Here is a 23,230-nt window from a genome sequence, read left to right on the forward strand (position 1 = left end):
GTGAGAGGGTCGGTGGAGGGGAGACCGCTGGCACTGGGGGGAAGTTTGGCAGTTGATATTCTTATCGCGGAGGACGAGCCGAGTATTCTCGAGTCGCTCGACTTCATATTGCGCCGTGCTGGCTGGAGCATTGGTTCGGTAACGGACGGCGATGTCGTGGTCGACACGATCCGGCGGATTCGGCCGCGCATGCTGGTGCTCGACGTCATGCTGCCCAAGCGCAGCGGCTTTGACGTGCTCAAGCAGATCAGGGGGGACGCGGACATGCGCCGCCTCCCGGTTCTTATCCTAACCGCCAAGGGCCAGCAGCAGGACCGGCGCATCGCCGAGGACCTTGGTGCCGACGCCTTCGTGACAAAGCCCTATTCCAACGCCGAGGTCGTCAACGTGGTGCGCGGCATCTTGGGCGAAAATGCCGGATAGGCGCCGTATCGTCGGCGGCATGCTGGTGCTCACCCTTGGCGGTGGGCTGCTGCTGTTCCCACCACTTGTGCTGCTATTCAACCACGAGATTTCCTTCTTCGGCATACCGCAGATCGTGGTCTACCTTTTTGCTGTGTGGGTCCTGCTCATCGTCGGGATTGCCCTGCTCACAAGGCACTTGCCGCTCGACGCCACGCAGGATGGCACAGAGGGGGAAGGCTAGATGCTGTCGGCCGATTTCGTCATTGCAACGGCCATAGCCTATGTCTGCCTGCTCTTCGTCCTCGCCTATTTCGGCGATCGCCGGGCCAGGGAAAACAAGAACAGCTGGCTCAATTCGCCCGCGGTCTACACCCTCTCGATCTCCGTCTACTGCACCAGTTGGACCTTCTACGGAGCTGTGGGCAATGCGGCCCGCAGCGGGCTCGAGTTCATGACCATCTATCTCGGCCCGACACTGGTGTTCGTGGGTTGGTATTTTCTCCTGCGCCGCCTCGTGCGCATCAGCCATCTGCATCGCATCACCTCGCTGGCCGACCTTCTCTCCTCGCGTTTCGGCAAGTCGAGCCGGCTCGGCGTGCTCGTCACCTGCATCGCCGTCGTCGGAATCGCGCCCTATATCGCGCTGCAGCTCAAAGCCGTGACGTCGTCCATCCAGGCCGTCGCCGGTTCATCCGAATTCGGGCAGGGCAGTCTGAAAGGCATTGACGATGTCGGCCTCGCCTTCGGCGTCGCCGCTGGCATGGCCCTCTTCACCATTCTCTTTGGCACGCGCCACGTTGATGCCAAGGAGCAGCACCACGGCGTTGTCGCCGCCATTGCCTTCGAGGCGGTGGTCAAGCTCACTGCGCTGGTCGCGGTCGGGGTATTCGTCGTTTATATCGGCGGCGGCTTTGAGGGCATTTTCCGTCTCGCCGCCGAGCGTGGGCTGGCGGTGGATACAGCCACCAGCTTCGACAGCCGCTGGCTGACCACCATGGGGCTCTCCATCGCCGCCATCGTCTGCCTGCCGCGCCAGTTCCAGGTGACAGTGGTCGAGAACTCCAACGAGAACCATCTGCGCGTCGCTGGCTGGGCCTTCCCGGCCTACATGATGGCGATGAGCATCTTCATCCTGCCCATTGCCGTCTATGGGTTGGCGGTCATGCCGGATGGCTCAAATCCCGACATGTTCGCACTGACCCTGCCGCTAGCTGCGGGACAAAATGGCTTGGCGCTATTTGCGTTTATCGGTGGATTCTCATCTGCCACTTCAATGATTATCCTTGAGTCCATCGCGCTCTCGATCATGGTTTCGAACCACATCATCATGCCGCTGGTGCTCAAGCTCAGTGCCATCCGGCAGAACAGCGACGGGCAAGGCGTGACCCGGGTCCTGCTGATCGCCCGGCGCGTCTCCATCGTGCTCATCCTGTCGCTTGGTTTTTTCTACTTCTTCTTCACCCGCGATTCCGATGCGCTGGCACCCATCGGTCTGATCTCTTTCACCGCCATCGCCCAGTTCTTCCCGGCGCTGCTGGCGGCCATCTTCTGGCGCGATGCGTCGTTGAAGGCGGTCACCGCCGCCATCGCCATCGGCTTCGTCTTCTGGGCCTGGTGCTGCTTCCTGCCGTCGTTCGACTCGGTGTCACCCGCCGTCTCGGCTCTTCTCGATGCCGGCCCATGGGGTATTTCCTGGCTGCGCCCCGAAGCCATGTTCGGCCTCCAAAACTGGGACCCGCTGGCCCATGCCGCCTTCTGGAGCCTCAGCATCAACGTCCTCGTGCTGGTCATCGGCTCGCTGATCACCTCGCCCTCCGCGCTGGAACGCATCCAGGCGACGGCTTTCGTCGACGTCTTCCGCCACAGCGGCCTGCCGCAACGCGTCTTCGCGCCGGGCTCCGCTACCGCCAACGATCTCTTTTTCGTGGCCGAGCGTGTCCTCGGCGAAAGACGCGCCGCTGCCCTCTTCGAAATGGTCGCGCGGGAAAGAGGCGTCGACCCTGTCATGATGGACCCGACGCCTGAATTCGTGGCCCATCTTGAGCGTGAGCTGGCCGGCTCGATCGGCGCCGCCTCGGCCCATGTCATGCTCTCAAAAGTCGTCGCCGGCGCCGATGTGTCGCTCGAAGAGATGATGCAGATGGCCGACGAAACCCAGCAGGCCAAGGAATATTCCCAGCGGCTGGAGAAAACCTCGCAAGAGCTTCGCCTCACCGCGCAGAAGCTCGAGGACGCCAATATGCAGCTGCGCGAGCTCGACAGCCAGAAGGATGAATTCCTCAGTCAGGTGAGCCACGAAGTGCGCACGCCGATGACGTCCATTCGCTCCTTCTCGGAAATACTGCTCGAACCGGGCGATCTGAACGACGTTCAGCGCCACCGTTTCGTAACGACAATCCACCAAGAAAGTCTGCGCCTCACCAAGTTGCTCGATGAAATCCTCGATCTCAGCGCCCTTGAGCGCGGCGAGCGCGCCTGGGAAAATGTGCCGGTCGATGCCGATGCGGCGCTCAACCGGGCGCTGACCGTGTGCGACGCCCTGCTGCGCCAAAAGGGTTTTGCGGTCGAGTTCGGCGAGCGCTCCGGCCCAGCTATGGTGGAGGGCGATGCCGACCGGCTTTGCCAGGTCTTTATCAACCTCATCGCCAATGCAGTGAAATACAACGACGCCGACCAACCGCGCCTGCGGGTCACCGCCATTGTCTGGTCGGGGCATTTCGTGGTCGACATCTCCGACAACGGGCCGGGTATTCCCAAGGACGAACGGACGCTGATCTTCGAAAAATTCGCCCGGGGCCTGCGTGGCTCTGTCGACCAGACCGGCGCTGGCCTCGGCCTTGCCATCAGCCGCCAGATCGTCACGCGCATGAATGGCACGCTCGAACTGGCCCAGGGATCATTGCCCGGCGCGTGCTTCCGCCTGCGGCTGCCGGTGCTCCCCAAGAAGTAGGGACAGGCGACTAGCCTTCCCCGGCATCGGGGATATTGAGGATGTGTCCGCAGGCCTTGCAGTGCACGGCGTCGGGCTCATGCTTGGTGAGGCCGCATTGCGGGCAGGGGAAGGTGACCTTGGCCGGCCGGAACACCAGCTGGGCCAGCCGCACGAACAGCGAGATGCCGATGATCATGATGACGATGGAAACCATCTTGCCCCACGAGCTGGGCAAGGTGATGTCGCCAAAACCGGTGGTGGTCATGGTCGTCACGGTGAAATAGAGCGCGTCGATATAGCCTTCGATGCCGCTGTGTTCCCCGACAAAGGCAGTATAGACGAACCCGGTGACGACGAAGAGGAATACCAGGAGGTTGATCACCGCTTGGATCGTGTCCTGATAGGCGCCAAACCCGTATTTCCTGAGGGGGCGCCAGATCAGGCCCGATCGGGTCATCGTCCACAGCCGCAATATTCTGAGGAAGCCGAGGTTGAACAGCCAGGTGGGTGCCAGCAGCGTTGCGAGGATGAAGATATCGATGATGACCGAGGGCTGGCGCAGCCAGCGTTTCACATCAGTCGAGGCCAGCGCCCGCGCTGCCAGCTCGATAAGCAGCAGAGCCGCGATCGAATAGTCCAGCCAGAGGTAGATCGCGTTGCCCCTGAGCAGCGGGCTGGCGATGAAAAATGCGATGATGGCGAGATCGACCACGAGCACCGCTGCCTGGAAGCGGACCGCCCGAGGCGAGTGCGAGTGATAGAGCAGCCGCAGTTTTTCGCGCAGCCGACGAATAAAACTCTGCTCGGCAACGTTGCGGCCCGGATCGGCGGTCTTGGTCAGCGTCTTTACCTCAATAGGAGCTGCCGGCATCGTCGCCGGGCACCTCACGTCCACCTTGCCCGGCCCTGAGGGCTCAGCGTCTCAGCCAGCGCAGGCCCGGTTCAGTTTCGATTCTTATGGCCGCCGCAACCGCAGCCACCGTGGCCCGAACCACCACCATTGTTGTCGTCGTCATCATCATCGTCGCCACCGCCGCCATTGTTGTCGCTGCCACCGTCGTTGTCGTCCTCACCGTCCTTGATCGGCTCCTTCGGCGCGGCGACTTTTTCGTCGCTGTTGGCAGCAGAGAGCGATGCTGGGGCCGATGAGGGCTCCGGTGGAGACATGCACTGCGTGGCGCCGCTGACGCGGAAGTCACCCATGACTGTCGAGGGGAAGCGGGCAAAGTTGAACTTTTTCCCGGCTGCGCCGTGCGCACGGTCGCCATGGCCGATCTTTTCTGCGCCGCCGCCGCCGAAGGACGCGATGTCGCAGAATTGGGACAGCTCCTGGCAGACGCCGCCGGATGTACAGACCGTCACCGCCCCTTCGAACAGGAGCACATCGGTTTGTCCGTCGCCGACGGAAATGTCGAATTTGGTGCCGCGCACAGCGATCGAGGCGGTCGGGGTCTGGATCGAATAGGCCGATTTCGGGCCATTGCCGGACATGAAGCGGAAGCTGCCGGCGAGGGCATTGATGGCAAATTTGTCGTTGGGATCGCCGGCCATCAGATAGGACTCGATCAGCAGCGCGCTCTGCGGCCCGACCACGAGCCGGGTCTCATCGGCAAAAACGATCTGAACCTTGCCCGAAGGGCCGGTCACGATCTCTTCGCCGAGAGAAATATCTGCGCCGACATGCAGGATGCGTTCGGCTGATCCGCCGCGTGCGAAGGCGTCGGGATCGACCCCAACGGCTGTGCCGTCCGCCCCATAGGCAATTGACGTCGCTCCGAAAAGCACCGCCACAAGGGTGCAAAGAGATCTGTTCATGCCCTCAATACTCTCCCGACATTGCGGCCAAGGCCAAGCCTCACCTAGGCGATCATAGCAGGCTCGGCGTTTTTGGGAACGTCGCCGTTAACCTTTCACTGTCGCATTCCGCCATGTGTTGCCCCGGAACCGCTCTCGCGCTAAGAGCAGCAGGTTTGTGAAGCTGGTGTTCTGCCAGCAGAAGGATCCCTATGAAGCTGGCTTTCGTCATTCCCGCCTATAACGAGGAGAAGCTGATCGGCACTTGCCTCGAGTCGGTTCTGGCGGAAATCAAGCGTTCCGGCATCCCGGCCGACGTCATTGTGGTCAACAATGCGTCCAAGGACCGTACCGGCGAGATCGCCCGCAGCTATGCTGGCGTGCGTGTGGTCGACGAGCCCAAGAAGGGCCTCGTCAATGCGCGCGATGCCGGCTTTGCCGCCAGCGAGGGCTATGATCTCATCGCCAATATCGACAGCGACACCATCGTTCCCGAGGGTTGGCTGGACGTCGTGATGACGGAATTCTCGCGAGATCAGAACCTGGTGTGCCTCAGCGGCCCCTATATCTATTATGACATGGCCTGGCACAATCGCCTGATGGTCAACATGTTTTACGGGCTCACCTATCTCATCTATGTGCTGAACCGCTTCATCCTGCGGGTCGGCTCGGTGGTGCAGGGCGGTAATTTCGTGTTCAAGCGCGACGCCTGGGTAAAGGCCGGTGGCTATGACCGCTCGATCGAGTTCTTCGGCGAAGATACCGACGTGGCCGTGCGCCTGTCGCGGATCGGTGGCGTCAAATGGACCTTTGGTCTCAAAATGAAGACCTCTGGTCGCCGCCTCGAGGCTGAAGGCGTGTTCAAGACCGCCGCGACCTACACGCTGAATTTCTTCTGGGTCACCTTCCGCGGCAAGCCTGCGACCATGGAATACAAGGACGTCCGCAAGGACTGACACAAGGCCCTCCACATTTTCCCAAATCCCCCATAGGATTACTCCCGGCTGCATGAGGCGGCTGGAGACGATCGGCATATGACCATCTCGTCGCAACTTCCGGTGGTATTTCATGCCAAGGCCGGATCGTTGCTGCGTGCACTCTCTCTGACGCCGGGCCAGAACCTTGAGGCCCGCGTGCTGCATCAGGCGGCCGGCGGCATGACGCGGGTACAGGTCGGCGGACAATTCCTGGCCATCAATCTGCCCAGTGCCCAGCCGGTCGGCTCCATATTGACCTTGGCCGTCCAACAGGTGGATGGGCAGATGCGCCTCGCCCTGCTGTCGAGCCGTCCGCCGCCGGGGCAGGCGCAGTCCCAGCCGGCAACAAGCATTCAGCTTTCGCAGGGGCAGGGCGGGCCAATGCCGCCGGCCACACAGGCCTATGGGCCCACGGCTCAGCCCGCTTCGCAGCCCACATCGGCGGGAGGCGCCGCGCAGACTGGTGCGCAGCCGGTTACCGTTTCGCAGGCGCCATCCCCCGCTATCCCCGGCGCCTCGGCCCCGCCAGCCAACCCGTCGGCGGCAGCCTCCGCAAACACCGCGTCCATGGCGCGTGCGGCCACGCCCTATGGTCCCGTTCTTCCCGCGCCAGCCGGTCAGGGGCAAGTTCAGGCCGCGCTGGCGCAGATGGTGCAGCACGCCATCCCCCAGCAGGGCAGTGTCGCGGGTGTCACCGGGCTCCTCACCGCGCTCATGTCGCAATCGGGCTTGCCCGAACCTTTGCTGAAAGCCGCGCGGCAGGTTCTTGGCACTCAGCTCGACATCAATGGCAAGCCTGATGCGGCCGCTCTCAAGTCCGCCGTCGCCAAATCGGGCCTCTTTCAGGAAGCGGCGCTCGCTGCCAATCGGCCTGCCGCTGCGGCGGGCGACATGAAATCGGCCCTGCTTTCCCTCCGTCAGGGGCTTGCCCAGTGGCTCGGCGCCGAGGCGCAGCTTTCGCCAATCCTGCGCGTGCCGCCACCCCTGCGCGGCATGATCCCGCGGGTTCGTCAGGTCGAGCCATTGCCGCCGGTCCTTCCTCTCGACGGCGAAAATGCCGGTCGCCTCCTTCTCGAGCGCACGGACGGCGCGCTATCGCGATTGCGCCTGCAGCAGCACGCCTCGCTTCCTGAGGCGGCGCAGCGCAATGAGATGCAGTGGAATACCGATCTGCCGATCGCCGTGGCCGGCTATCAGACTATCCTGCAATTGCAGATCCATCAGGATGCCCATGCTGACGCGATCGATGCAGAAGACCGGAGCTGGCAGGTCAGTTTTGCCACCAATCTGCCCGAGCTTGGGGAAGTCGGTGCGCAGGTGTCGCTGCGCGGCAAGCTGACGGGCATTCTCCTCTGGGCCGAGCGCAAGGAAGTCGTCGCCGACCTTACGGCGGTCTCGACGCTCTTCGTCAGGAGCTTTCCGGGGTTGGCCTGCTGCCCGGCGCCATCGTCGTGCGCCTGGGGCCGCCGGTCGATCCTCTGTCGGCGCAGCGCGCCGGTGGTGCCGTGGACGCCCTGCTATGACAGATCGTCCACCCATGGATCATCTCGCCGTCGCACTCCAATACGAGAAGGGCGAGGACAGCGCGCCGCGCGTTGTGGCCAAGGGGCGTGGTTTTGTGGCTGCCCAGATCGTGGCGCTTGCCGAAGCGAACGACATCGTCATTGAAGCCAATCCAATGCTGGCCGAAGCGCTGAGCAAGATCGAGCTCGATGACACCATCCCGCTCGAACTCTATGAGGCCGTCGCCGTCATCATCGGCTTTATCCTGAGCCAAAAGCCGCGCTGAGCATTGCGCCGGGCCGGTCGACTGCCCATCTTTGTGTCAACACACGGAAGGAGCGTCCCATGATCAGACCAGACGACGAACGCGCCATCGAAAACCTCTTCGACCGACTCGCCAATGTCGAGCGCAACAGCGATCGACCGGACGTCGAGGCGGAACAGTTGATCCGCCAGCGGCTGCGGGAAAACCCGTCCGCCGCCTATTTCATGGCCCAGACCATCATCGTCCAGGAAGCGGCTCTGCGCGAGCAGCAGAAACGGATCGAGGCCCTTGAGGCCGGTTCATCCCAGCGTCCCGGCGGTTTTGTCGACAGCATTTTTGGCGATGATCGCCCCGAGCCGCAGACCCAGCCGCGTCGTGGCCCCTGGGGCAATGTCGAGGAAGCGCCACGCCGCGAACCGCGGGGCGGCTCAGGCTTTCTTGCCGGCGCAGCGCAGACTGCCCTCGGCGTCACCGGCGGCGTGCTGCTCGGCAGCGCCATTGCCGGCATGTTCGGCGGCAGTCAAGCCCATGCGGCCGAGGCCGACGGCCAGATCGATGAAACGGGTCTCGATGACACCGGTCTCGACGAAGGCAGCCTCGATGACGGCGGCTGGGGCGATTTCGATATCGGCGGCGATTTCTAGGCGCGGCTAGCGGCTGCGCTTTTCGTAAAACTCGTTGCCGCCGGCCTCGAGCACGTAAAACATGTTGTTGTAGGGGAAGCGCAGGCCAGCAGTGTGGAAATGCTGGGCATTGCGCACCCCGGGATGCCGCGCACCGCGCAGCACCTGATCCGAGACCTGCGCCGCCAGCACCGCGCCGCTGTCGGTCATCGGCTTGGTCAGTACACCTTGTGCAAACTGGTTCTTCTGGCCAACGACACCGCAAACGCTCTGCGGATAGCGCGGGTCATCCTTGCGGTTCATCACCACCGTGCCAACGGCCAGCATGCCATCGGCGCTCGAGCGGTTGGATTCGAAATACATCGCCCGCATCAGGCATTCCTTCTCGCTCATCTGGCCAAAAGCAATGTTCATGCCCAGGAAGCTGCATCCGCCAAGGCTGGAGGCAACGAGGGTCACGGCTAGGGCGCGCGAAGCGATTGTGATGAGGCGGCGCATAGGTAAACTCCGGCGTGTTGCCCAAAGGCAGCTTTCACCGAAAATGCGCCGCCAGCCTTAAGGAAACGCTGACCGGAACGGTAAACGAAGGCTTACCGGCGGGTAAACAGCGCCGTCAGCAGGATCGCCGTGCCGACGATAGCGAGGGCGGGCAGGGGATCGCGGCGGACGGCATCTGCACCCTTCACAGCTTTGCGACCGGCAATGCCGGCAAGCCAGGCGCCCTGCTTGGCCGCTTCGTGGCCCCATTCGCTCGCCGTGTTCTGGGCCTCACGCGAGAGGACCGAGCTGATATCGCCGATTTCGCGTCGCAGCTGGTTGACTTGCGCGGTCAGGCGATCAGGCAGGCTCGAGTGGTGGCGGCGGCTTGGGAAAAGATCTTCCAGGTTCATGACGCTCTCCTGTCGTTCCCCGATTGAACGTTGGGGCGGGGCGAGAGTTCCGACTTCGTCCTTGCAAAGGCTTTTCCGGCACGCCATGTACCTTTGGTTGGAGCCGCATATGACCATTAAGAGCACAAATCGCCTGAACAGACTTTTCGACCGCCTCGAGCGGCGAATTCCGGGCGTAGCTGCGAGAATGCTCCAGCGGGTCCGCCGGCCTGAAGCGCGCCTTGTCCGCATCCCGCTTGGTATTTTACTCGTCCTCGGCGGGACCTTCAGCTTCCTGCCGGTCCTCGGCATCTGGATGCTTCCGCTTGGGCTGCTGCTGCTCGCCGTGGACCTCATCTTCCTTCAGGGCCCGGTCAACATGGCCATCCTGCGCGGCACGCGCAAATGGACGACATGGCAGCGCGCCCGCCGTGACAAGAAGCTCCGGGATCAGGATCCCGAGTAATGCGCCTCGATCCGGTCGACGGCCTCTGCGAGGTTGCGATCAACGACATCGAGATATTGCGTCCAGTCCTCGAGCCTCTGCAGTTCCTGGTCGCCGTCTGAAATCCCGCGCAGTGCCAGAAGCGGCACGCCAAACCACTGGCAGGCCCGCAGCACTGCAAATGTCTCCATATCCACCATGTCTTCCACCACGGCGTCATAGGCTCTACCGGTAACAACATTGGCACCGGTCGATAGCGTTGCCGGCGTGAGCCCCGGCACCAATGGCTCGAGCGGCAAGGTCGGGGGCAGGTTGGTCAGCGGTGTCACCCCGCGCGGAAAACCCAACGCCGAGGCGTCCATGTCGCGATAGCTCACGGAAATGGCCTGGTAGACCGCTCCCTGCTCAAACGTTCGCGAGCCCGCCGACCCCAGCGAAACCACCAGGTTCGGCAAATCCGTCTGCATCAGGGTCAGCATTCGCGTGGTGGCAATAGCGGCCTCGACTGGCCCGATACCGATCAGCACCGGGTCAATTCGTTTCCGCAGGCAGGCGCCATATTCGGCCTCGGCGGCCATCAGATAAAGGATGTTCATGGCCCCGTTCATATCATGGCTGCCATGACTGCCAAGCGCTGGTTGTTTGCTGTTCCGTAACCGAATGATGACAGATTAAGTGCGTTGTCCGCCAGAAGGCGGAACGAGCCCAAGGCAGGATGTCGTGCGTTTCGCAGTTATAGAGGGTAGCAGGGAATGGACGGAGCCCGTCGACCGGGCTGGAGGTGATCAAGGCCGCGTCCAGGTCGAACAGGTCCATGCCGAGGCGCGTCGGCGCCTCCGGGCGCTCAAACTCGATGAATGGCGCGTGCGCGAATTCGTCACCGGCAATCCCATGCCGGATGCGATCCGGCACCAGTCGCTGCAGATCGAATTTGCAGCCCAGGCGATTTCCAGGCTCTCGCCGATCCCGGACGATTACGCAGACGACGTCTATTGGCCGCACGTCTGGTAGGGCGTGGCGAAAAGAAAAATTGCCCGGCAGTGCCAGGCAATCAAAGATGCGAAGGCGGCTCTCAGGCCGCCCTTTTTCGTCCGCACTGCGCGCTTGCGCACGGGCTTGATGGTCTTGGCCGCTTCGCTTGTCAGCTCGGCAATGGCCCGGAACCAGTAGGCCTTGTCCTGTCCTTCCGGACGGCCATCCTGTTCCCAGAGTGCATAGGCACGGCGGTTGATATCGTCACTCATGGCGGGGCTCCCGGTTAACCGCTACGGAGCCAGCCTTGCGCGGCAAGGTTAACGAAAGCTGAAACTGACGAGCCCCGGCCGAAATCGTGACCGTCAGATGTCGAGATCGGTGACGAAAGCCGCGTTTTCCTGAATGAAGTCAAAGCGCGCTTCGGGCTTGTTGCCCATCAGGCGATCCACCGTCAGCTTGGTCGCGTCCCGGTCATCCAGGATCTTGACCTGCAGCAGGGTGCGCGATTTTGGCGACATCGTCGTTTCGCGCAGGTGAACATACGGCATCTCGCCAAGGCCTTTGAAGCGCGTGATATCCACCTTGCTCTTGCCGGTGAATTCAGTCGCCATCAGCTCGTCCTTGTGCTCCTCGTCGCGCGCATACAGCGTCTTGGCGCCCTGCGTGATGCGATAGAGCGGGGGCAGGGCGAGGAACAGGTGGCCGTTCTCGATCAGGCGCGGCATTTCCTGGAAGAAGAAGGTCATCAGCAGCGACGCGATATGGGCGCCGTCGACGTCGGCGTCGGTCATGATGATGATCTTGTCATAGCGCAGATCATCTTCGGTATAGCGGTCGCGGGTGCCGCAGCCGAGCGCCTGGATCATGTCGGCGATGGCCTGGCTGGCGTGCACCTTGTCGCGGCTGGCGCCGGCAACGTTGAGGATCTTCCCGCGCAGCGGCAGCACGGCCTGGTTGGCGCGGCTGCGCGCCTGCTTGGCCGAACCACCAGCCGAGTCACCTTCGACGATGAAGAGTTCGGCGCCCTGGGCCGCGTTCTGCGTGCAGTCTGCCAGCTTGCCGGGCAGGCGCAGTTTTCGCGTCGCACTGGCGCGATCGATTTCCTTTTCCTTGCGGCGGCGCAGGCGTTCTTCCGCCCGGTCGATGGCCCAGTCGAGCAGCTTCCCCGCCTGCTGGGGCGATGCCGCCAGCCAGTGGTCGAAAGCGTCGCGCAGGGCGGTGTCGACAATGCGGGAGGCTTCGCCTGAGGCGAGCTTGTCCTTGGTCTGGCCGACGAATTCGGGCTCGCGCACGAAGACCGACAGCATGGCTGAGCAGCTCGCCAGCACGTCTTCGGCTGTCAGATTGGCCGCGCCCTTGTTCTTGGTCAGCTCGGCGTAGCTCTTGAGCCCGCGCAGCAGCGCCATGCGCAGCCCCGCCTCGTGGGTGCCGCCATCGGGCGTGGGCACAGTATTACAGTAGGACTGCATGCTGCCGTCGCCCAGCGTCCAGGCGATTGCCCATTCCACTGAACCATGGCTGCCGGGGCGGCCGCTCTTGCCCGAGAAAATCTCCTCGGTGATCCGCGTCTCGCCTTCGATCCGCGCCGCCATGAAGTCCTTGAGGCCGCCCGGATAATGGAACACGGCCTTGGCCGGGACATCGTCGGTGGCCAGGCTCTCGTCGCAGCTCCAGCGCAGTTCGACGCCGCCGAACAGATAGGCCTTGGCCCGGGTCATGCGGAAGATGCGGCCGGGCGAAAAATGCGCCGCCGGCCCGAAGATTTCAGGATCAGGATGGAATCGCGTGGTCGTGCCGCGGCGGTTCTGCACCCGGCCGATGTTCTCCACGTCCTGGATCACCTTGCCGCGCGAGAAGATGATGCGGTGCAATTGCTGGTCGCGAGCCACTTCGACGACCATGTCGTCGGACAGCGCATTGACCACCGACACGCCGACGCCGTGCAGGCCGCCGGAGGTCTCATAGGCCTTGCTGTCGAATTTGCCGCCGGCGTGGAGCACGGTGTGCACGATCTCGAGCGTCGAGCGATTGGGGAATTTCGGGTGCTTTTCGACCGGGATGCCACGACCGTTATCGGTAACGGTAATGTATCCGTCGGCGCCGAGATGGACCTCGATCCGATTGGCGTGGCCGGCAATGGCCTCGTCCATGGAGTTGTCGATCACCTCGGCAAAAAGGTGGTGATAGGCGTTGGCATCGGTGCCGCCGATATACATGCCTGGGCGGCGCCGGACAGGCTCAAGCCCTTCCAGGATTTCGATGTCGGCGGCGCCATAGCTCTCGGGAGGTGGGGTGCTGGGCCGCGCGGCAGGCTTTGCCGGCGCCGGCTTGAGTTGAGGGGCACCACCGAAAAGATCATCAGGCTGCGACATGCAGGGTCCACGCTATGGAGGGGCGAATCAGTCGTAAGGGAACAGGCACAATAGCGAACTGCGGCGTTCCCGTCCTGTTCTGGGGTGTTTTCCCCTGAAAAGCCAGGGAGCTTCTCAGGCGCAACATGCGTTCAGCAAACATTCAGGCGCATTTGCCGAGGTTGGGAGAGAGGGGCAGGGAGGATGACATGAAGGCGATATTGGTTTCGATAGCGGCTTTGGCAATAGGTGCGTCGCTCAGTGCACCTGCCACCGCCCAGGGCAGCTTCAATTTTGGCTTCCGCTTCGGCGATCAGGCGACCGATTTTTTCCCGCAGCGTGCGCTCTGTCTGACCGACCGGCAGATCCGCGAAGCGATCGCTCGGCGCGGCTACACCAATATCGCGCTGAATGTGCCCAATGAGCGGCGCATTGAAGTGCGTGCCGTGCAGGATGGCTGGGTCTATCTCATCGATTTCGACTTCTGCGCCAATCGCGTGCGCGGCATCACCACTCTGCGCCGGGCCGGGTGATCGGGACAGTTTCGTCCCAAGATGTGCCGCCAAATTTACTCCTCGTTTGCTTCTTGAAAGCACTTTCTTAAGTGCGCGCTGCTAATCATGTGGTCATACGGTTTTTTGTTTGGAGTTGCCGTATGCGAGCCGATTTCGGGTCCAGTTCTGCGTATTCAGTGACCCGAAAAGGCTCCGCTTTGTCAGGCGTTTGGCCTCAAGCCGGATTAGTTAGTTTTGCGTACCGGCTGGCCGCGCTGAGAACGTCCCGTATCGGCGTTCTCGCTGCTGTTTCTGCCATTTTCTATCTCGTTTGAGCGCTTGCAAGAGCGTTGCGGCTCCTTTACGCTTTGCTTGTCCAATCGAGCCAGGCAGGAGGGATGCATGAACATGTTCTATACGCATCGCCAGCGTGGTCCCGTTTGTGCCCTGTGGCTTCAGCTGCAGGGCTGACCAGACGGTCCGGACGCTTCTGCTCCACTCGCTCTGGTTTGCCCTTCCGGTAGCCGACCTTTTTGGATCGGTTATGTTTCTTAGGTTACGGCGCTCTGCGCCACTCCCGGAAAGACAATCCAATGGCGACGATCAGCCTCCGCAATGCGGGCCTGCGCACCAGTTCTCTCTTATTCTCCAATCTCAGCTTCACGCTCGGCGACGGTGATCGGCTCGGCCTTGCCGCTCCCAATGGCCGTGGCAAGACCACTCTGCTGCGCGCGCTCCTCGGCCAGGCCGAGCTCAGCGAGGGCGAAATCACCACCTCGCGCGGCCTGACCTTCGGCTATGTGCCCCAGGATCTGCCAGCTGAGGCCGGCGATCTGCCGGCACGGGATTTTGTCGCCACAGGTCTTTCACCACTCGATCGAGAGTCTGAGAGCTGGCGCGCCGACGTCGCTCTCGATGAATTCGGGTTTCCGCTTGAGCTGGCCATGCGACCGATGAGTGCGCTCAGCGGCGGCTGGCAGCGTCTGGCGCTGATCGCGCGCGGCTGGGTCGGCAATCCCGACGTGCTCTTGCTCGACGAGCCCACCAACCATCTCGACTTGGGGCGCATTCTGGAGCTGGAGAAATGGGTCGCCCAGCTGCCGCGCTCCACGATCCTGATCATCGCAAGCCATGACCGCCAGTTCCTCGACGCGGTGACTAACCGCACGCTCTTCGTCCGGCCCGACCACTCCGCCTTCCTGCCATTGCCTTACAGCGCCGCTCGCAAGGCGCTGGATGAAATGGATCAGGCCGCCGAAATGCAGCGGGAGCGCGATCTGCGTGAAGCCACCCAGTTGCGAAAACAGGCGGCGAAGCTGACCAATATCGGCATCAACTCGGGCAGCGACCTGCTCACGGTCAAATCCAAGCAATTGCGCGAGCGCGCCGAGAAAATCGAAAACCAGGTCATCGCCGTCCACAAGGAGCGGACAGGCAAGGTCATGCTCGGCAATAGCGGCGCCGAGGCGAAGGTCATGCTGGCGCTCGAGAACGTGCCCGTCACGGCGCCGGATGGCACCTTGCTCTTCTCCATCGAAAAGCTCCTGATGTTTCAGGGCGACCGGATTGTCCTGTTGGGACGAAACGGGGCAGGGAAGTCGCAACTGATGCAGCTCGTCTCGCGGGCTCTGTCCGGCGAGGCCATGTCAGGTGTCCGGGTAAGCCCTCAACTGGTGGCCGGCTATCTCGATCAGGCCCTTGCCTGGTTGCCCTCGGCCCAGACCCCGCTCGACTATATTGTCAGCGCCTTCGATGAAGGCAATCAGCGCTCGGTCAGTTTGCTGGCAGGCGCCGGTTTCGAGCCCGAACGTCAGGGCAAGCCGATCCGCACTCTGTCACTGGGGCAGCGGGCGCGCCTCGCGCTCCTCGCGCTGCGGCTCAAGCGTCCGAACTTCTATCTCCTCGATGAGCCGACCAACCATCTCGACATTCCCGGGCAGGAGCAGCTCGAGGCCGATATCGCAGAACACGGCGCGACGTGTCTGCTCGTCTCACATGACCGGGCATTTCTGCGCAGTATCGGAACGCGCTATTTCGAGATCGTCGGCAAGCGGCTGAAAGAGGTCGATGGGCCGGAGCATTTCCTCGCGGAAATGGCGGCGAGCTGACCAGTTTCGCCGGTACCCGGGACCCGCGTCGCAGCGGGTCCCCAATTCACCGCCGATCCACAACCAATTCACATTTCGAGCCGACTCAACGTTAACAGTCTGCTAGCGGATCCTAACGAAACGCTAACCAAGAATCTGTCGTCCCCGTTGTTCCCGATGTTCCAAGCTAGACGAGAACAGAAATCGAACATATAAGAACATAACGGAAACAGGAGACGGAAATGCTCGATTTTCTCAAGGACTTCGCTGCCTTCGTAACCCTCGGGGCCTTCACCGTAGGCTCCCTCACCTGGATGGATATCCTCGCCCGACTGGTCTGATGGCTGTGGAATTCTGGCAGGGTGATTTGACCCCAATCCCCGGCTGGACCAAGGTCTACCCAGGAGACCAATATGCCCGGCCCCGGATTTATCCACCTGCACGTCCACTCTGCCTTCTCGCTGCTTGAAGGCGCCATTCAGCTCGAAAATATCCTCAAGCTCGCCGCCGCCGATGGGCAGCCGGCCTTGGGCATTGCCGACACCAGCAATCTTTTCGGAGCGCTGGAGTTCTCTGAAAAGGCTACGAAAAAAGGCATTCAGCCGCTGATCGGCGTCGAGTTGCCGATCGATTTCGCCGCTGCCGAGGAACGGGTCAGCGAGCGCGGTCATGTGGCCTGGGCAGGCAAGTCGAGCGTCGTTCTGATGGCGCAGTCCGAAGAGGGCTTTGCCAATCTCTCCCGCTTGGTCTCGCGCGCCTATATGGAGGGCGAGAACGGATTCGCCCGCGCCAAGCTCGACTGGCTGGACCCGCAAGCCTTGGCTGGCCTCATTTGTCTTTCGGGCGGTCCGGAAGGCGCCATCGACATGCCCTTCGCCCAGGGGCAGGACGCCAATGCCCTGCGCCGGCTCGATCGGCTGGCCGATCTTTTCGGCGACTGCTTTTATATTGAAATTCAAAGGCATGGTCGCCCGCAGGAGCTGTCCGTCGAACCGCGCCTGATCGACTACGCGTACAACAAGGGCATTCCGCTGGTCGCCACCAACGAGCCCTATTTCAAGTCCGCCAAGGAATACGAGGCGCATGACGCCCTCCTGGCCATTGCTGGCGGCTCTGTCCTGGCGCAGACCGAGCGCCGCAAGCTCAACGATCAGTATTATTTCAAGACCCGCGCGGAGATGGTCGAGCTCTTCGCTGATCTCCCCGAAGCGCTCGACATGACCGTCGAGATCGCCCGCCGCGTCGCCTATCGTCCGCGCACCCGCGGGCCGATCCTGCCGAAGTTCGCTGCCGACCCGAATGCGAGCGAAGATGAAGTCGTGGCTGCTGAAGCCGCGGTCATGCGCGAGATGGCGGTCGAGGGCTTGAACATGCGCCTCGCGACGGCCGGGATTGCTCCGGGCAAGACCGAAGCGGAGTACCGCGACCGCCTGGACTTCGAGCTCAGCATCATCCAGAAGATGAAGTTTCCGGGTTACTTCCTTATCGTTGCTGACTTTATTCAGTGGTCAAAGGCCCAGGGTATTCCCGTTGGACCGGGTCGTGGTTCGGGTGCCGGCTCGCTTGTCGCCTATGCTCTGACCATTACTGACCTCGACCCGCTACGTTATAATCTGCTGTTCGAACGCTTCCTCAATCCGGAACGCGTGTCGATGCCCGACTTTGATATCGACTTCTGCCAGGATCGCCGCGAAGAGGTGATCGACTACGTCCAGAAGAAGTACGGCGCCGAGCAGGTGGCCCAGATCATCACCTTCGGAACGCTGCAGGCCCGAGCCGTGCTGCGCGACGTCGGGCGCGTGCTGCAGATGCCATACGGTCAGGTCGATCGCATCTGTAAGCTGGTGCCGGCCAATCCAGCCGATCCCTGGAGTATTGAGCGCACCATGAACGAGGTGCCTCAGTTCAAGCAGATGGCGGACGAGGACGAGACCGTCGGTCAGCTGGTGGAGATCGCCAAGGCGCTGGAAGGTCTTTTCCGCCACGCCTCGACCCACGCCGCCGGTATTGTCATTGGCGATCGTCCGCTGCAGGAACTGCTGCCGCTCTATCGCGATCCGCGTTCGGAAATGCCGGTTACGCAGTACAATCTGAAGTGGGTTGAGCCTGCGGGCCTCGTGAAGTTCGACTTCCTAGGCCTCAAGACGCTGACCACCATTCAGTATGCCGTTGCGATGGTGCGCAATCGCGGCATTGAGATTGATATCGACACCATCCCCATCGATGATGCGGCCACTTATAATCTCTACGCCCGCGGCGATACCTACGGCATCTTCCAGTTTGAAAGTCCCGGCATGCGGCGGGCGCTTATGGACCTCAAGCCCGACCGCATCGAAGATCTGATCGCAATGAACGCGCTCTATCGGCCTGGTCCGATGGACAATATTCCAAGCTTCATTGACCGAAAGCATGGTCGCGAGGATGTCGCTTACCCGCATCCGACGTTGTCGACCGTGCTCGACGAAACCTACGGCATCATCGTCTACCAGGAGCAGGTGATGCAGATCGCCCAGCTCCTCTCCGGCTACTCGCTCGGCGAAGCCGATATGCTGCGCCGCGCCATGGGTAAGAAGGACCGCGCGGAAATGGACCGCCAGCGCGTCCGTTTCCGCGAAGGCTCGGCGAAAGAGGGTGTCAGCGAAAAACTTGCCGACGAAATCTTCGACCTTCTGGCGAAGTTTGCGAACTACGGTTTTAACAAGAGCCACGCGGCCGCCTACGCCTGGGTGTCCTATCAAACGGCCTATCTCAAGCAGCATTTTCCGCACGAATTCTATGCAGCGTCGATGACGCTGGATATGGCGCAAACCGACAAGCTCAGCGATTTCCGTCGTGAGGCCGGGAAGAAAAAAATTGAAGTCGTGCCGCCCTGCGTGAACCAGTCCGAGGTCGTGTTCTCGGTCAAGGAAGACCGCATCCACTACGGCCTGTCCGCGGTGAAGGGCGTCGGCCGCGCTGTGGCCGAGCATATCGTCGAAGTGCGCGGCAATACGCCGTTCAAGGACCTGGGTGATTTTGCACGACGGGTGGACCCGCGAGCGCTGAACAAGAGAACGATCGAAACCCTTGTAAACGCAGGGGCTTTTGATGGTCTCGTCGAGCGCCGTGAGATTGCCTTTGCTGCCGTTGAAACCATCATCGGCACGGCGCAGGCGCTGGCGAGCGAACGCAATGAGGGCCAGTGGAACATGTTCGCCTCCAGTGAGCCTGAGCCGTTCCGACTGCCGACCGGTGTTCCGGCATGGAACTCGACCGAGCGGGCCGACCGCGAGCTGTCGGCCATCGGCTTTCATCTCTCGGCCCATCCGCTCGATGCCTATTCGGATCTTTTCGAGCGGCTGCGGGTCCAGCGATGGAGCGACTTCGAACGGGCGGTCAAGGATGGTGCCGGGGCAGGGCGTCTGGCTGGCACGATCTCGTCCCGTAACGATCGGCGCACGCGAAAGGGCACGCCGATGATGGTTCTGAGCCTGTCAGATCAGAGCGGCACCTTTGAGTGCATCGCCTTTTCCGAGCAGATCAATGATTTCGGCTCCATTCTTCAGCCGGGTAGTTCGGTCATCCTGGAAGTTGGCGCGGAAGAGCGTGCCGAGGGTATCAGCCTGCGTCTCGTGTCGGCCAAGCCCATTGAGGGTCTGGCTGAAAGGATCGATCGTCAGCTCACCGTGTTCCTTGCCGATGAACGTGCGCTCGGCCCGACCAGCGCCCAGCTCAAGCGGGGCGGCAATGGATCGGTCAATTTCGTCGTGATCCGAGATGGTGGGTCGCGAGAGTACGAAATTGAACTGCCGGGCAAGTATGCCGTCAACGCGGAAGTCGCCGGCGGCATCAAGGCTCTTGAAGGCGTGACGGACGTCCGCTTCCACTAGCGCTCGTGCCTTGAGAGGGGTGCGTTTGGTCGGGCCGCTGCCAATAGGGGAAGTGGCCCGCCCGTGTCGTCGGGCGAATGGGCGACATATACGCCGCACCCCGCTCCCGGGGGATTGTCACGCCAAACGCTTGCGCACTGGACGATTGTCGCATATATCGCCCACGCGTTCGGCGTTTGACCGACGCAATCACACACACGGGGCCGGGCCTCTCGTTTCTTGAGAATCCCATCCGGTGGCGGGCAACCGCCGCACTGCTCCGTGGCGGCATAACCGGTAAAAGGATAGCCAAATGGCACTGCCAGAATTCTCCATGCGTCAGCTCCTCGAAGCTGGTGTTCACTTCGGCCACCAGAAGCACCGCTGGAACCCGAAGATGGAACGCTTCATCTTTGGTGTTCGCAACGACATCCACATCCTCGATCTCTCCCAGACCGTTCCTGCCCTGAGCCGCGCCCTGCAGCTCGTGTCGGACACTGTCGCTGACGGTGGTCGCGTGCTGTTCGTTGGCACCAAGCGCCAGGCTGCTCCGCTCGTCGCAGAGGCTGCCAAGCAGTCGGCTCAGTACTATGTGAACTCGCGCTGGCTCGGTGGCACGCTCACCAACTGGCAGACGATCTCGAACTCCATCTCCCGCCTGCGCGAGCTGGAATCGATGAGCGACGACGATCGCAACCTGCGCACCAAGAAAGAGCGCCTGATGATGAGCCGTGAGCAGGAGCGTCTTGAGCGCGACCTCGGCGGCATCAAGGACATGGGCAATGTTCCCTCGCTCCTGTTCGTGATCGACACCAACAAGGAAGCCAACGCGATCAAGGAAGCCCGTCGTCTGGGCATTCCGGTCATTGCTATCGTTGATACGAACAGCGATCCGGACATGATCGACTACGCAATTCCGGGCAACGACGACGCCAGCCGCGCTCTCGAGCTCTATGTCTCGCTGGTTTCGCGCGCTGCCATCGACGGCATCAGCCGTTCGTCCAGCGCTCTGGGTGCAGACATCGGCGCTTCGGCAGAAGCTCCGGCTGAAGACCTGCCGACCGAAGGCTGATCCGTCATCTAAATCCGGGTTTCCGGATTTGTCCTGAACCAGAACAATGCGGCCCCCGGGTGGGGCCGCTCATGAGGTGAACCCATGGAAATCACTGCTGCAATGGTTAAGCAGCTCCGCGACTCGACTGGCGTCGGGATGATGGACTGCAAGAAGGCCCTGGCCGAAACCAATGGCGACATGGAAGCCGCTATCGATTGGCTGCGTACCCGCGGTCTCGCAAAGGCTGCCAAGAAGGCCGATCGCGTTGCTGCTGAAGGTCTGGTTGGCGTTGCCACTGCCGGCACCAAGGCCGCTGTCGTCGAAGTGAATTCGGAAACCGACTTCGTTGCCCGCAACGAGCAGTTCCAGAACATCGTCAGCTCGGTTGCCAAGCTGGCCCTCGATGCTGATGGCGATGTTGCCAAGCTCGGCGAAATGCCGTTCCCCGGCAGCGGCCACTCGGTGTCCGCCGAACTGACCGAAGCAATCGCCAAGATCGGCGAGAACATGAACCTGCGTCGTACGCAGACCGTGTCCGTCACCGATGGCGTCGTGGAAAGCTACATCCACAACGCGGTCAAGGCTGGCCTGGGCAAGATCGGTATCCTCGTTGCGCTCGAATCGACCGGTGACAAGGCTGCTCTGTCCGCTCTCGGCAAGCAGCTTGCCATGCACATCGCCGCTGCCCAGCCGCAGGCGATCTCGCCTGACGAACTGGACCAGGACGTTGTTGCCCGCGAACGCGCCATCATTCTCGAGCAGGTCAAGGAATCGGGCAAGCCCGCCGAGATCGCCGAGAAGATGATCGAAGGCCGCATGCGCAAGTACTTCGAAGAAGTCACTCTGCTCAGCCAGGTGTTCGTGATCGACGGTGAGACCAAGGTCGCCGACGCTATCAAGAATGCCGAGAAGGACGCTGGCGCCCCGATCAAGCTGACCAAGTTCGTGCGCTACGCACTGGGCGAAGGCATTGAGAAGGTCGAGACCGACTTCGCTGCAGAAGTCGCAGCGACTGCTGGCGTCAAGTAAGCCAGACCAAAAATTATGTGGGCGGGCCGCTGGCCCGTTCACAGCTCTCCGACGCTTGTCGCGGATTGAGCTTGTCCTGAACTGAAATCAAAACGCATGCGCACCGCCTTCATCTGAAGGCGATTTTACCATAGGGTCTACCGGGTCAAGCCGGGACAGGGTTACGCATGCTTCAAATTATGAGGTCTTCCGATGGCATCGGCTTATAAGCGCATTCTGCTCAAGGTTTCGGGCGAGGCGCTGGCAGGGGACCTCTCCTTCGGCATCGAGCCCCCCTTCCTGCAAGCCGTTGCCAAGCAGATCGCCGATGTGGCACGTACCGGCACCCAGGTCGCGATCGTGGTGGGCGGCGGTAATATCTTCCGCGGCATGGCTGGCGCTGCAGACGGCACGGATCGCGTAACGGCTGACCTGATGGGCATGCTCGGCACGATGATCAACGCGCTCGCGCTCTCGAACGCCATTTCCCGCCAGGGTGTGAAGTCAAAGCCGTTCAGCGCCGCGACCATGCCATCGGTCGCCGATACGTTCACCGCCCGTGATGCCAAGCAGGCCCTTGAAGAGGGTTTTGTGGTTGTGCTCGGCGGCGGAACCGGCAATCCCTTCTTTACCACCGACACCGCTGCCACATTGCGCGCAATCGAACTTGAGTGCGATGTGGTGCTCAAGGGAACAAAGGTCGATGGGGTCTACTCCGAGGATCCGGTGAAGAACCCGAACGCTACGCGCTATGCCCATATCAGCTACGATGACGTCATCAGCCAGAACCTCAAGGTCATGGATACGGCCGCTTTCGCTCTTGCTCGTGATAGCCGCATGCCGATAATCGTATATTCACTTGATGACGCCGTTGGTCTTTCCGGGCTTCTTGAGGGGAATGGCCGGTTTACCCTCGTCGGGGATGCGGTATAGAGGCCTCAGGAACTCGGCGCGTATTCAGGCGTCAAATTGAACTAGCACATGCGGCGCTATAGACTGGCGCTGCACACGGACTGGAAGGATAGAGGCAATGGCCTACGATCTCGGCGATCTCAAGGATCGAATGCAAAAATCGATTCAGTCGCTCAAGGATGAATTGTCCGGCCTCAGGACGGGTCGCGCGAGCGCAAGCCTGCTCGAGCCGGTGGTTGTTGATGCTTATGGTTCACGCATGCCGCTTAACCAGGTCGCCACAGTGACCGTTCCGGAGCCGCGGATGCTGTCCGTGCAGGTCTGGGACCGCGGCATGGCAAACGCCGTCGAGAAGGCCATCCGCGACAGCGGTCTGGGCCTCAACCCGATGGGCGAAGGTCAGGTTATTCGCGTGCCGCTGCCGGAACTTAACGAGCAGCGCCGCAAGGAACTGGCCAAGGTCGCCCACACCTATGCCGAGGCAGCCCGTGTCGCCGTGCGTCATATTCGCCGCGACGGCATGGATGCTCTTAAAAAGGCCGAAAAGGATGGCGACATGAGCCAGGACGATGCGAAGAAGCAGTCCGAACTTGTGCAGAAAGCCACTGATGCCGCCGTTACTGAGATCGACAGCGTCGTTGCCGCCAAGGAACAGGAAATCCTGCAGGTCTAAGACCTGCAGATCCTG

22 protein-coding genes and 1 pseudogene are annotated in these 23,230 nt (G+C 61.8%); 16 read left to right on the plus strand and 7 right to left on the minus strand.

The window, feature by feature from the left end; all coding sequences use genetic code 11:
* The first annotated feature begins 45 nt into the window (after nt 1-45).
* The 3 genes from NYQ88_RS10810 to NYQ88_RS10820 are packed head-to-tail and all read left to right on the plus strand — an operon-like array spanning nt 46 to nt 3,355.
* Complete coding sequence (locus NYQ88_RS10810; RefSeq protein ID WP_275651151.1) at nt 46-423, plus strand: response regulator; 378 nt, start codon at nt 46-48, stop codon at nt 421-423.
* Complete coding sequence (locus NYQ88_RS10815) at nt 413-646, plus strand: hypothetical protein (protein ID WP_275651152.1); 234 nt, start codon at nt 413-415, stop codon at nt 644-646. The genes NYQ88_RS10810 and NYQ88_RS10815 overlap by 11 nt, the downstream gene beginning before the upstream one ends.
* The gene (locus NYQ88_RS10820) at nt 647-3,355 is read left to right on the plus strand and encodes a sensor histidine kinase (protein ID WP_275651153.1); all 2,709 of its coding nucleotides are present in this window, start codon (nt 647-649) and stop codon (nt 3,353-3,355) included.
* A gap of 10 nt (nt 3,356-3,365) precedes the next feature.
* On the opposite strand, the gene NYQ88_RS10825 is transcribed toward NYQ88_RS10820, so the two are convergent.
* Together NYQ88_RS10825 and NYQ88_RS10830 are read right to left on the minus strand one after the other, a co-directional pair.
* Complete coding sequence (locus tag NYQ88_RS10825) at nt 3,366-4,208, minus strand: potassium channel family protein (protein ID WP_275651154.1); 843 nt, start codon at nt 4,206-4,208, stop codon at nt 3,366-3,368.
* Between the two features lie 71 nt (nt 4,209-4,279).
* Entirely contained in the window at nt 4,280-5,152 is an 873-nt protein-coding gene (locus NYQ88_RS10830; protein WP_275651155.1) for a FecR family protein, read from the minus strand.
* Between the two features lie 191 nt (nt 5,153-5,343).
* On the opposite strand from NYQ88_RS10830, the gene NYQ88_RS10835 reads away from it, so the two are divergent.
* From NYQ88_RS10835 to NYQ88_RS10845, 4 genes are all read left to right on the plus strand, one after another.
* Nucleotides 5,344-6,087, plus strand: coding sequence for a glycosyltransferase family 2 protein (locus tag NYQ88_RS10835; protein ID WP_275651156.1), 744 nt, complete (start codon nt 5,344-5,346; stop codon nt 6,085-6,087).
* Nucleotides 6,088-6,165: 78 nt separating this feature from the next.
* A complete protein-coding gene (locus NYQ88_RS20790; protein ID WP_345774586.1) occupies nt 6,166-7,776 on the plus strand; it encodes a hypothetical protein in 1,611 nt (536 codons plus the stop codon).
* Entirely contained in the window at nt 7,706-7,897 is a 192-nt protein-coding gene (locus NYQ88_RS10840; protein WP_345774587.1) for an EscU/YscU/HrcU family type III secretion system export apparatus switch protein, read from the plus strand. The genes NYQ88_RS20790 and NYQ88_RS10840 overlap by 71 nt, the downstream gene beginning before the upstream one ends.
* Before the next feature lie 59 nt (nt 7,898-7,956).
* Nucleotides 7,957-8,520 carry a DUF2076 domain-containing protein gene (locus tag NYQ88_RS10845; RefSeq protein WP_275651158.1) on the plus strand — a complete coding sequence of 188 codons (564 nt, stop codon included), beginning with the start codon at nt 7,957-7,959 and terminating at the stop codon, nt 8,518-8,520.
* Between the two features lie 9 nt (nt 8,521-8,529).
* On the opposite strand, the pseudogene NYQ88_RS10850 reads toward NYQ88_RS10845, so the two are convergent.
* Both NYQ88_RS10850 and NYQ88_RS10855 read right to left on the minus strand, forming a co-directional pair.
* Nucleotides 8,530-8,985, minus strand: a pseudogene (locus NYQ88_RS10850) (cell wall hydrolase); the annotation flags it as partial.
* A gap of 104 nt (nt 8,986-9,089) precedes the next feature.
* The gene (locus tag NYQ88_RS10855) at nt 9,090-9,389 is read right to left on the minus strand and encodes a hypothetical protein (RefSeq protein WP_275651159.1); all 300 of its coding nucleotides are present in this window, start codon (nt 9,387-9,389) and stop codon (nt 9,090-9,092) included.
* 109 nt (nt 9,390-9,498) lie between these two features.
* Between NYQ88_RS10855 and NYQ88_RS10860 the strand changes: the two genes are divergently transcribed.
* Complete coding sequence (locus tag NYQ88_RS10860) at nt 9,499-9,834, plus strand: hypothetical protein (RefSeq protein WP_275651160.1); 336 nt, start codon at nt 9,499-9,501, stop codon at nt 9,832-9,834.
* On the opposite strand, the gene NYQ88_RS10865 is transcribed toward NYQ88_RS10860, so the two are convergent.
* Complete coding sequence (locus NYQ88_RS10865; protein WP_275651161.1) at nt 9,819-10,409, minus strand: 5'-methylthioadenosine/S-adenosylhomocysteine nucleosidase; 591 nt, start codon at nt 10,407-10,409, stop codon at nt 9,819-9,821. The genes NYQ88_RS10860 and NYQ88_RS10865 overlap by 16 nt on opposite strands.
* A 124-nt stretch (nt 10,410-10,533) precedes the next feature.
* Between NYQ88_RS10865 and NYQ88_RS10870 the strand changes: the two genes are divergently transcribed.
* The gene (locus NYQ88_RS10870) at nt 10,534-10,824 is read left to right on the plus strand and encodes a hypothetical protein (protein ID WP_275651162.1); all 291 of its coding nucleotides are present in this window, start codon (nt 10,534-10,536) and stop codon (nt 10,822-10,824) included.
* Here NYQ88_RS10870 and NYQ88_RS10875 read toward each other — a convergent pair.
* Together NYQ88_RS10875 and parE are read right to left on the minus strand one after the other, a co-directional pair.
* Complete coding sequence (locus NYQ88_RS10875; protein ID WP_275651163.1) at nt 10,803-11,057, minus strand: DUF2934 domain-containing protein; 255 nt, start codon at nt 11,055-11,057, stop codon at nt 10,803-10,805. The two genes, NYQ88_RS10870 and NYQ88_RS10875, sit on opposite strands and share 22 nt — an antisense overlap.
* Nucleotides 11,058-11,150: 93 nt before the next feature.
* Nucleotides 11,151-13,160, minus strand: a complete 2,010-nt coding sequence (parE, locus tag NYQ88_RS10880) for a DNA topoisomerase IV subunit B (protein WP_275651164.1) — start codon at nt 13,158-13,160, stop codon at nt 11,151-11,153.
* Nucleotides 13,161-13,348: 188 nt separating this feature from the next.
* On the opposite strand from parE, the gene NYQ88_RS10885 reads away from it, so the two are divergent.
* From NYQ88_RS10885 to frr, 7 genes are all read left to right on the plus strand, one after another.
* On the plus strand, nt 13,349-13,672 hold the full coding sequence (locus tag NYQ88_RS10885) for a hypothetical protein (protein WP_275651165.1): 324 nt from the start codon (nt 13,349-13,351) through the stop codon (nt 13,670-13,672).
* A 554-nt stretch (nt 13,673-14,226) separates the two neighbouring features.
* Complete coding sequence (locus tag NYQ88_RS10890) at nt 14,227-15,741, plus strand: ABC-F family ATP-binding cassette domain-containing protein (protein ID WP_275651166.1); 1,515 nt, start codon at nt 14,227-14,229, stop codon at nt 15,739-15,741.
* Nucleotides 15,742-16,133: 392 nt separating this feature from the next.
* On the plus strand, nt 16,134-19,589 hold the full coding sequence (gene dnaE, locus NYQ88_RS10895; RefSeq protein WP_275651167.1) for a DNA polymerase III subunit alpha: 3,456 nt from the start codon (nt 16,134-16,136) through the stop codon (nt 19,587-19,589).
* 292 nt (nt 19,590-19,881) lie between these two features.
* Nucleotides 19,882-20,640, plus strand: a complete 759-nt coding sequence (rpsB, locus tag NYQ88_RS10900) for a 30S ribosomal protein S2 (protein WP_275651168.1) — start codon at nt 19,882-19,884, stop codon at nt 20,638-20,640.
* A gap of 84 nt (nt 20,641-20,724) precedes the next feature.
* Nucleotides 20,725-21,651 carry a translation elongation factor Ts gene (tsf, locus tag NYQ88_RS10905; RefSeq protein WP_275651169.1) on the plus strand — a complete coding sequence of 309 codons (927 nt, stop codon included), beginning with the start codon at nt 20,725-20,727 and terminating at the stop codon, nt 21,649-21,651.
* 192 nt (nt 21,652-21,843) lie between these two features.
* Nucleotides 21,844-22,563: a UMP kinase gene (gene pyrH / locus NYQ88_RS10910; protein ID WP_275651170.1), complete on the plus strand. Its 720-nt coding sequence runs from the start codon at nt 21,844-21,846 to the stop codon at nt 22,561-22,563.
* Nucleotides 22,564-22,660: 97 nt separating this feature from the next.
* Nucleotides 22,661-23,215, plus strand: coding sequence for a ribosome recycling factor (gene frr, locus NYQ88_RS10915; protein ID WP_275651171.1), 555 nt, complete (start codon nt 22,661-22,663; stop codon nt 23,213-23,215).
* Nucleotides 23,216-23,230 lie beyond the last annotated feature (15 nt).

The sequence above is a fragment of the Devosia sp. SD17-2 genome, from assembly GCF_029201565.1.
In the GTDB taxonomy this organism is placed as follows: Bacteria; Pseudomonadota; Alphaproteobacteria; order Rhizobiales; family Devosiaceae; genus Devosia.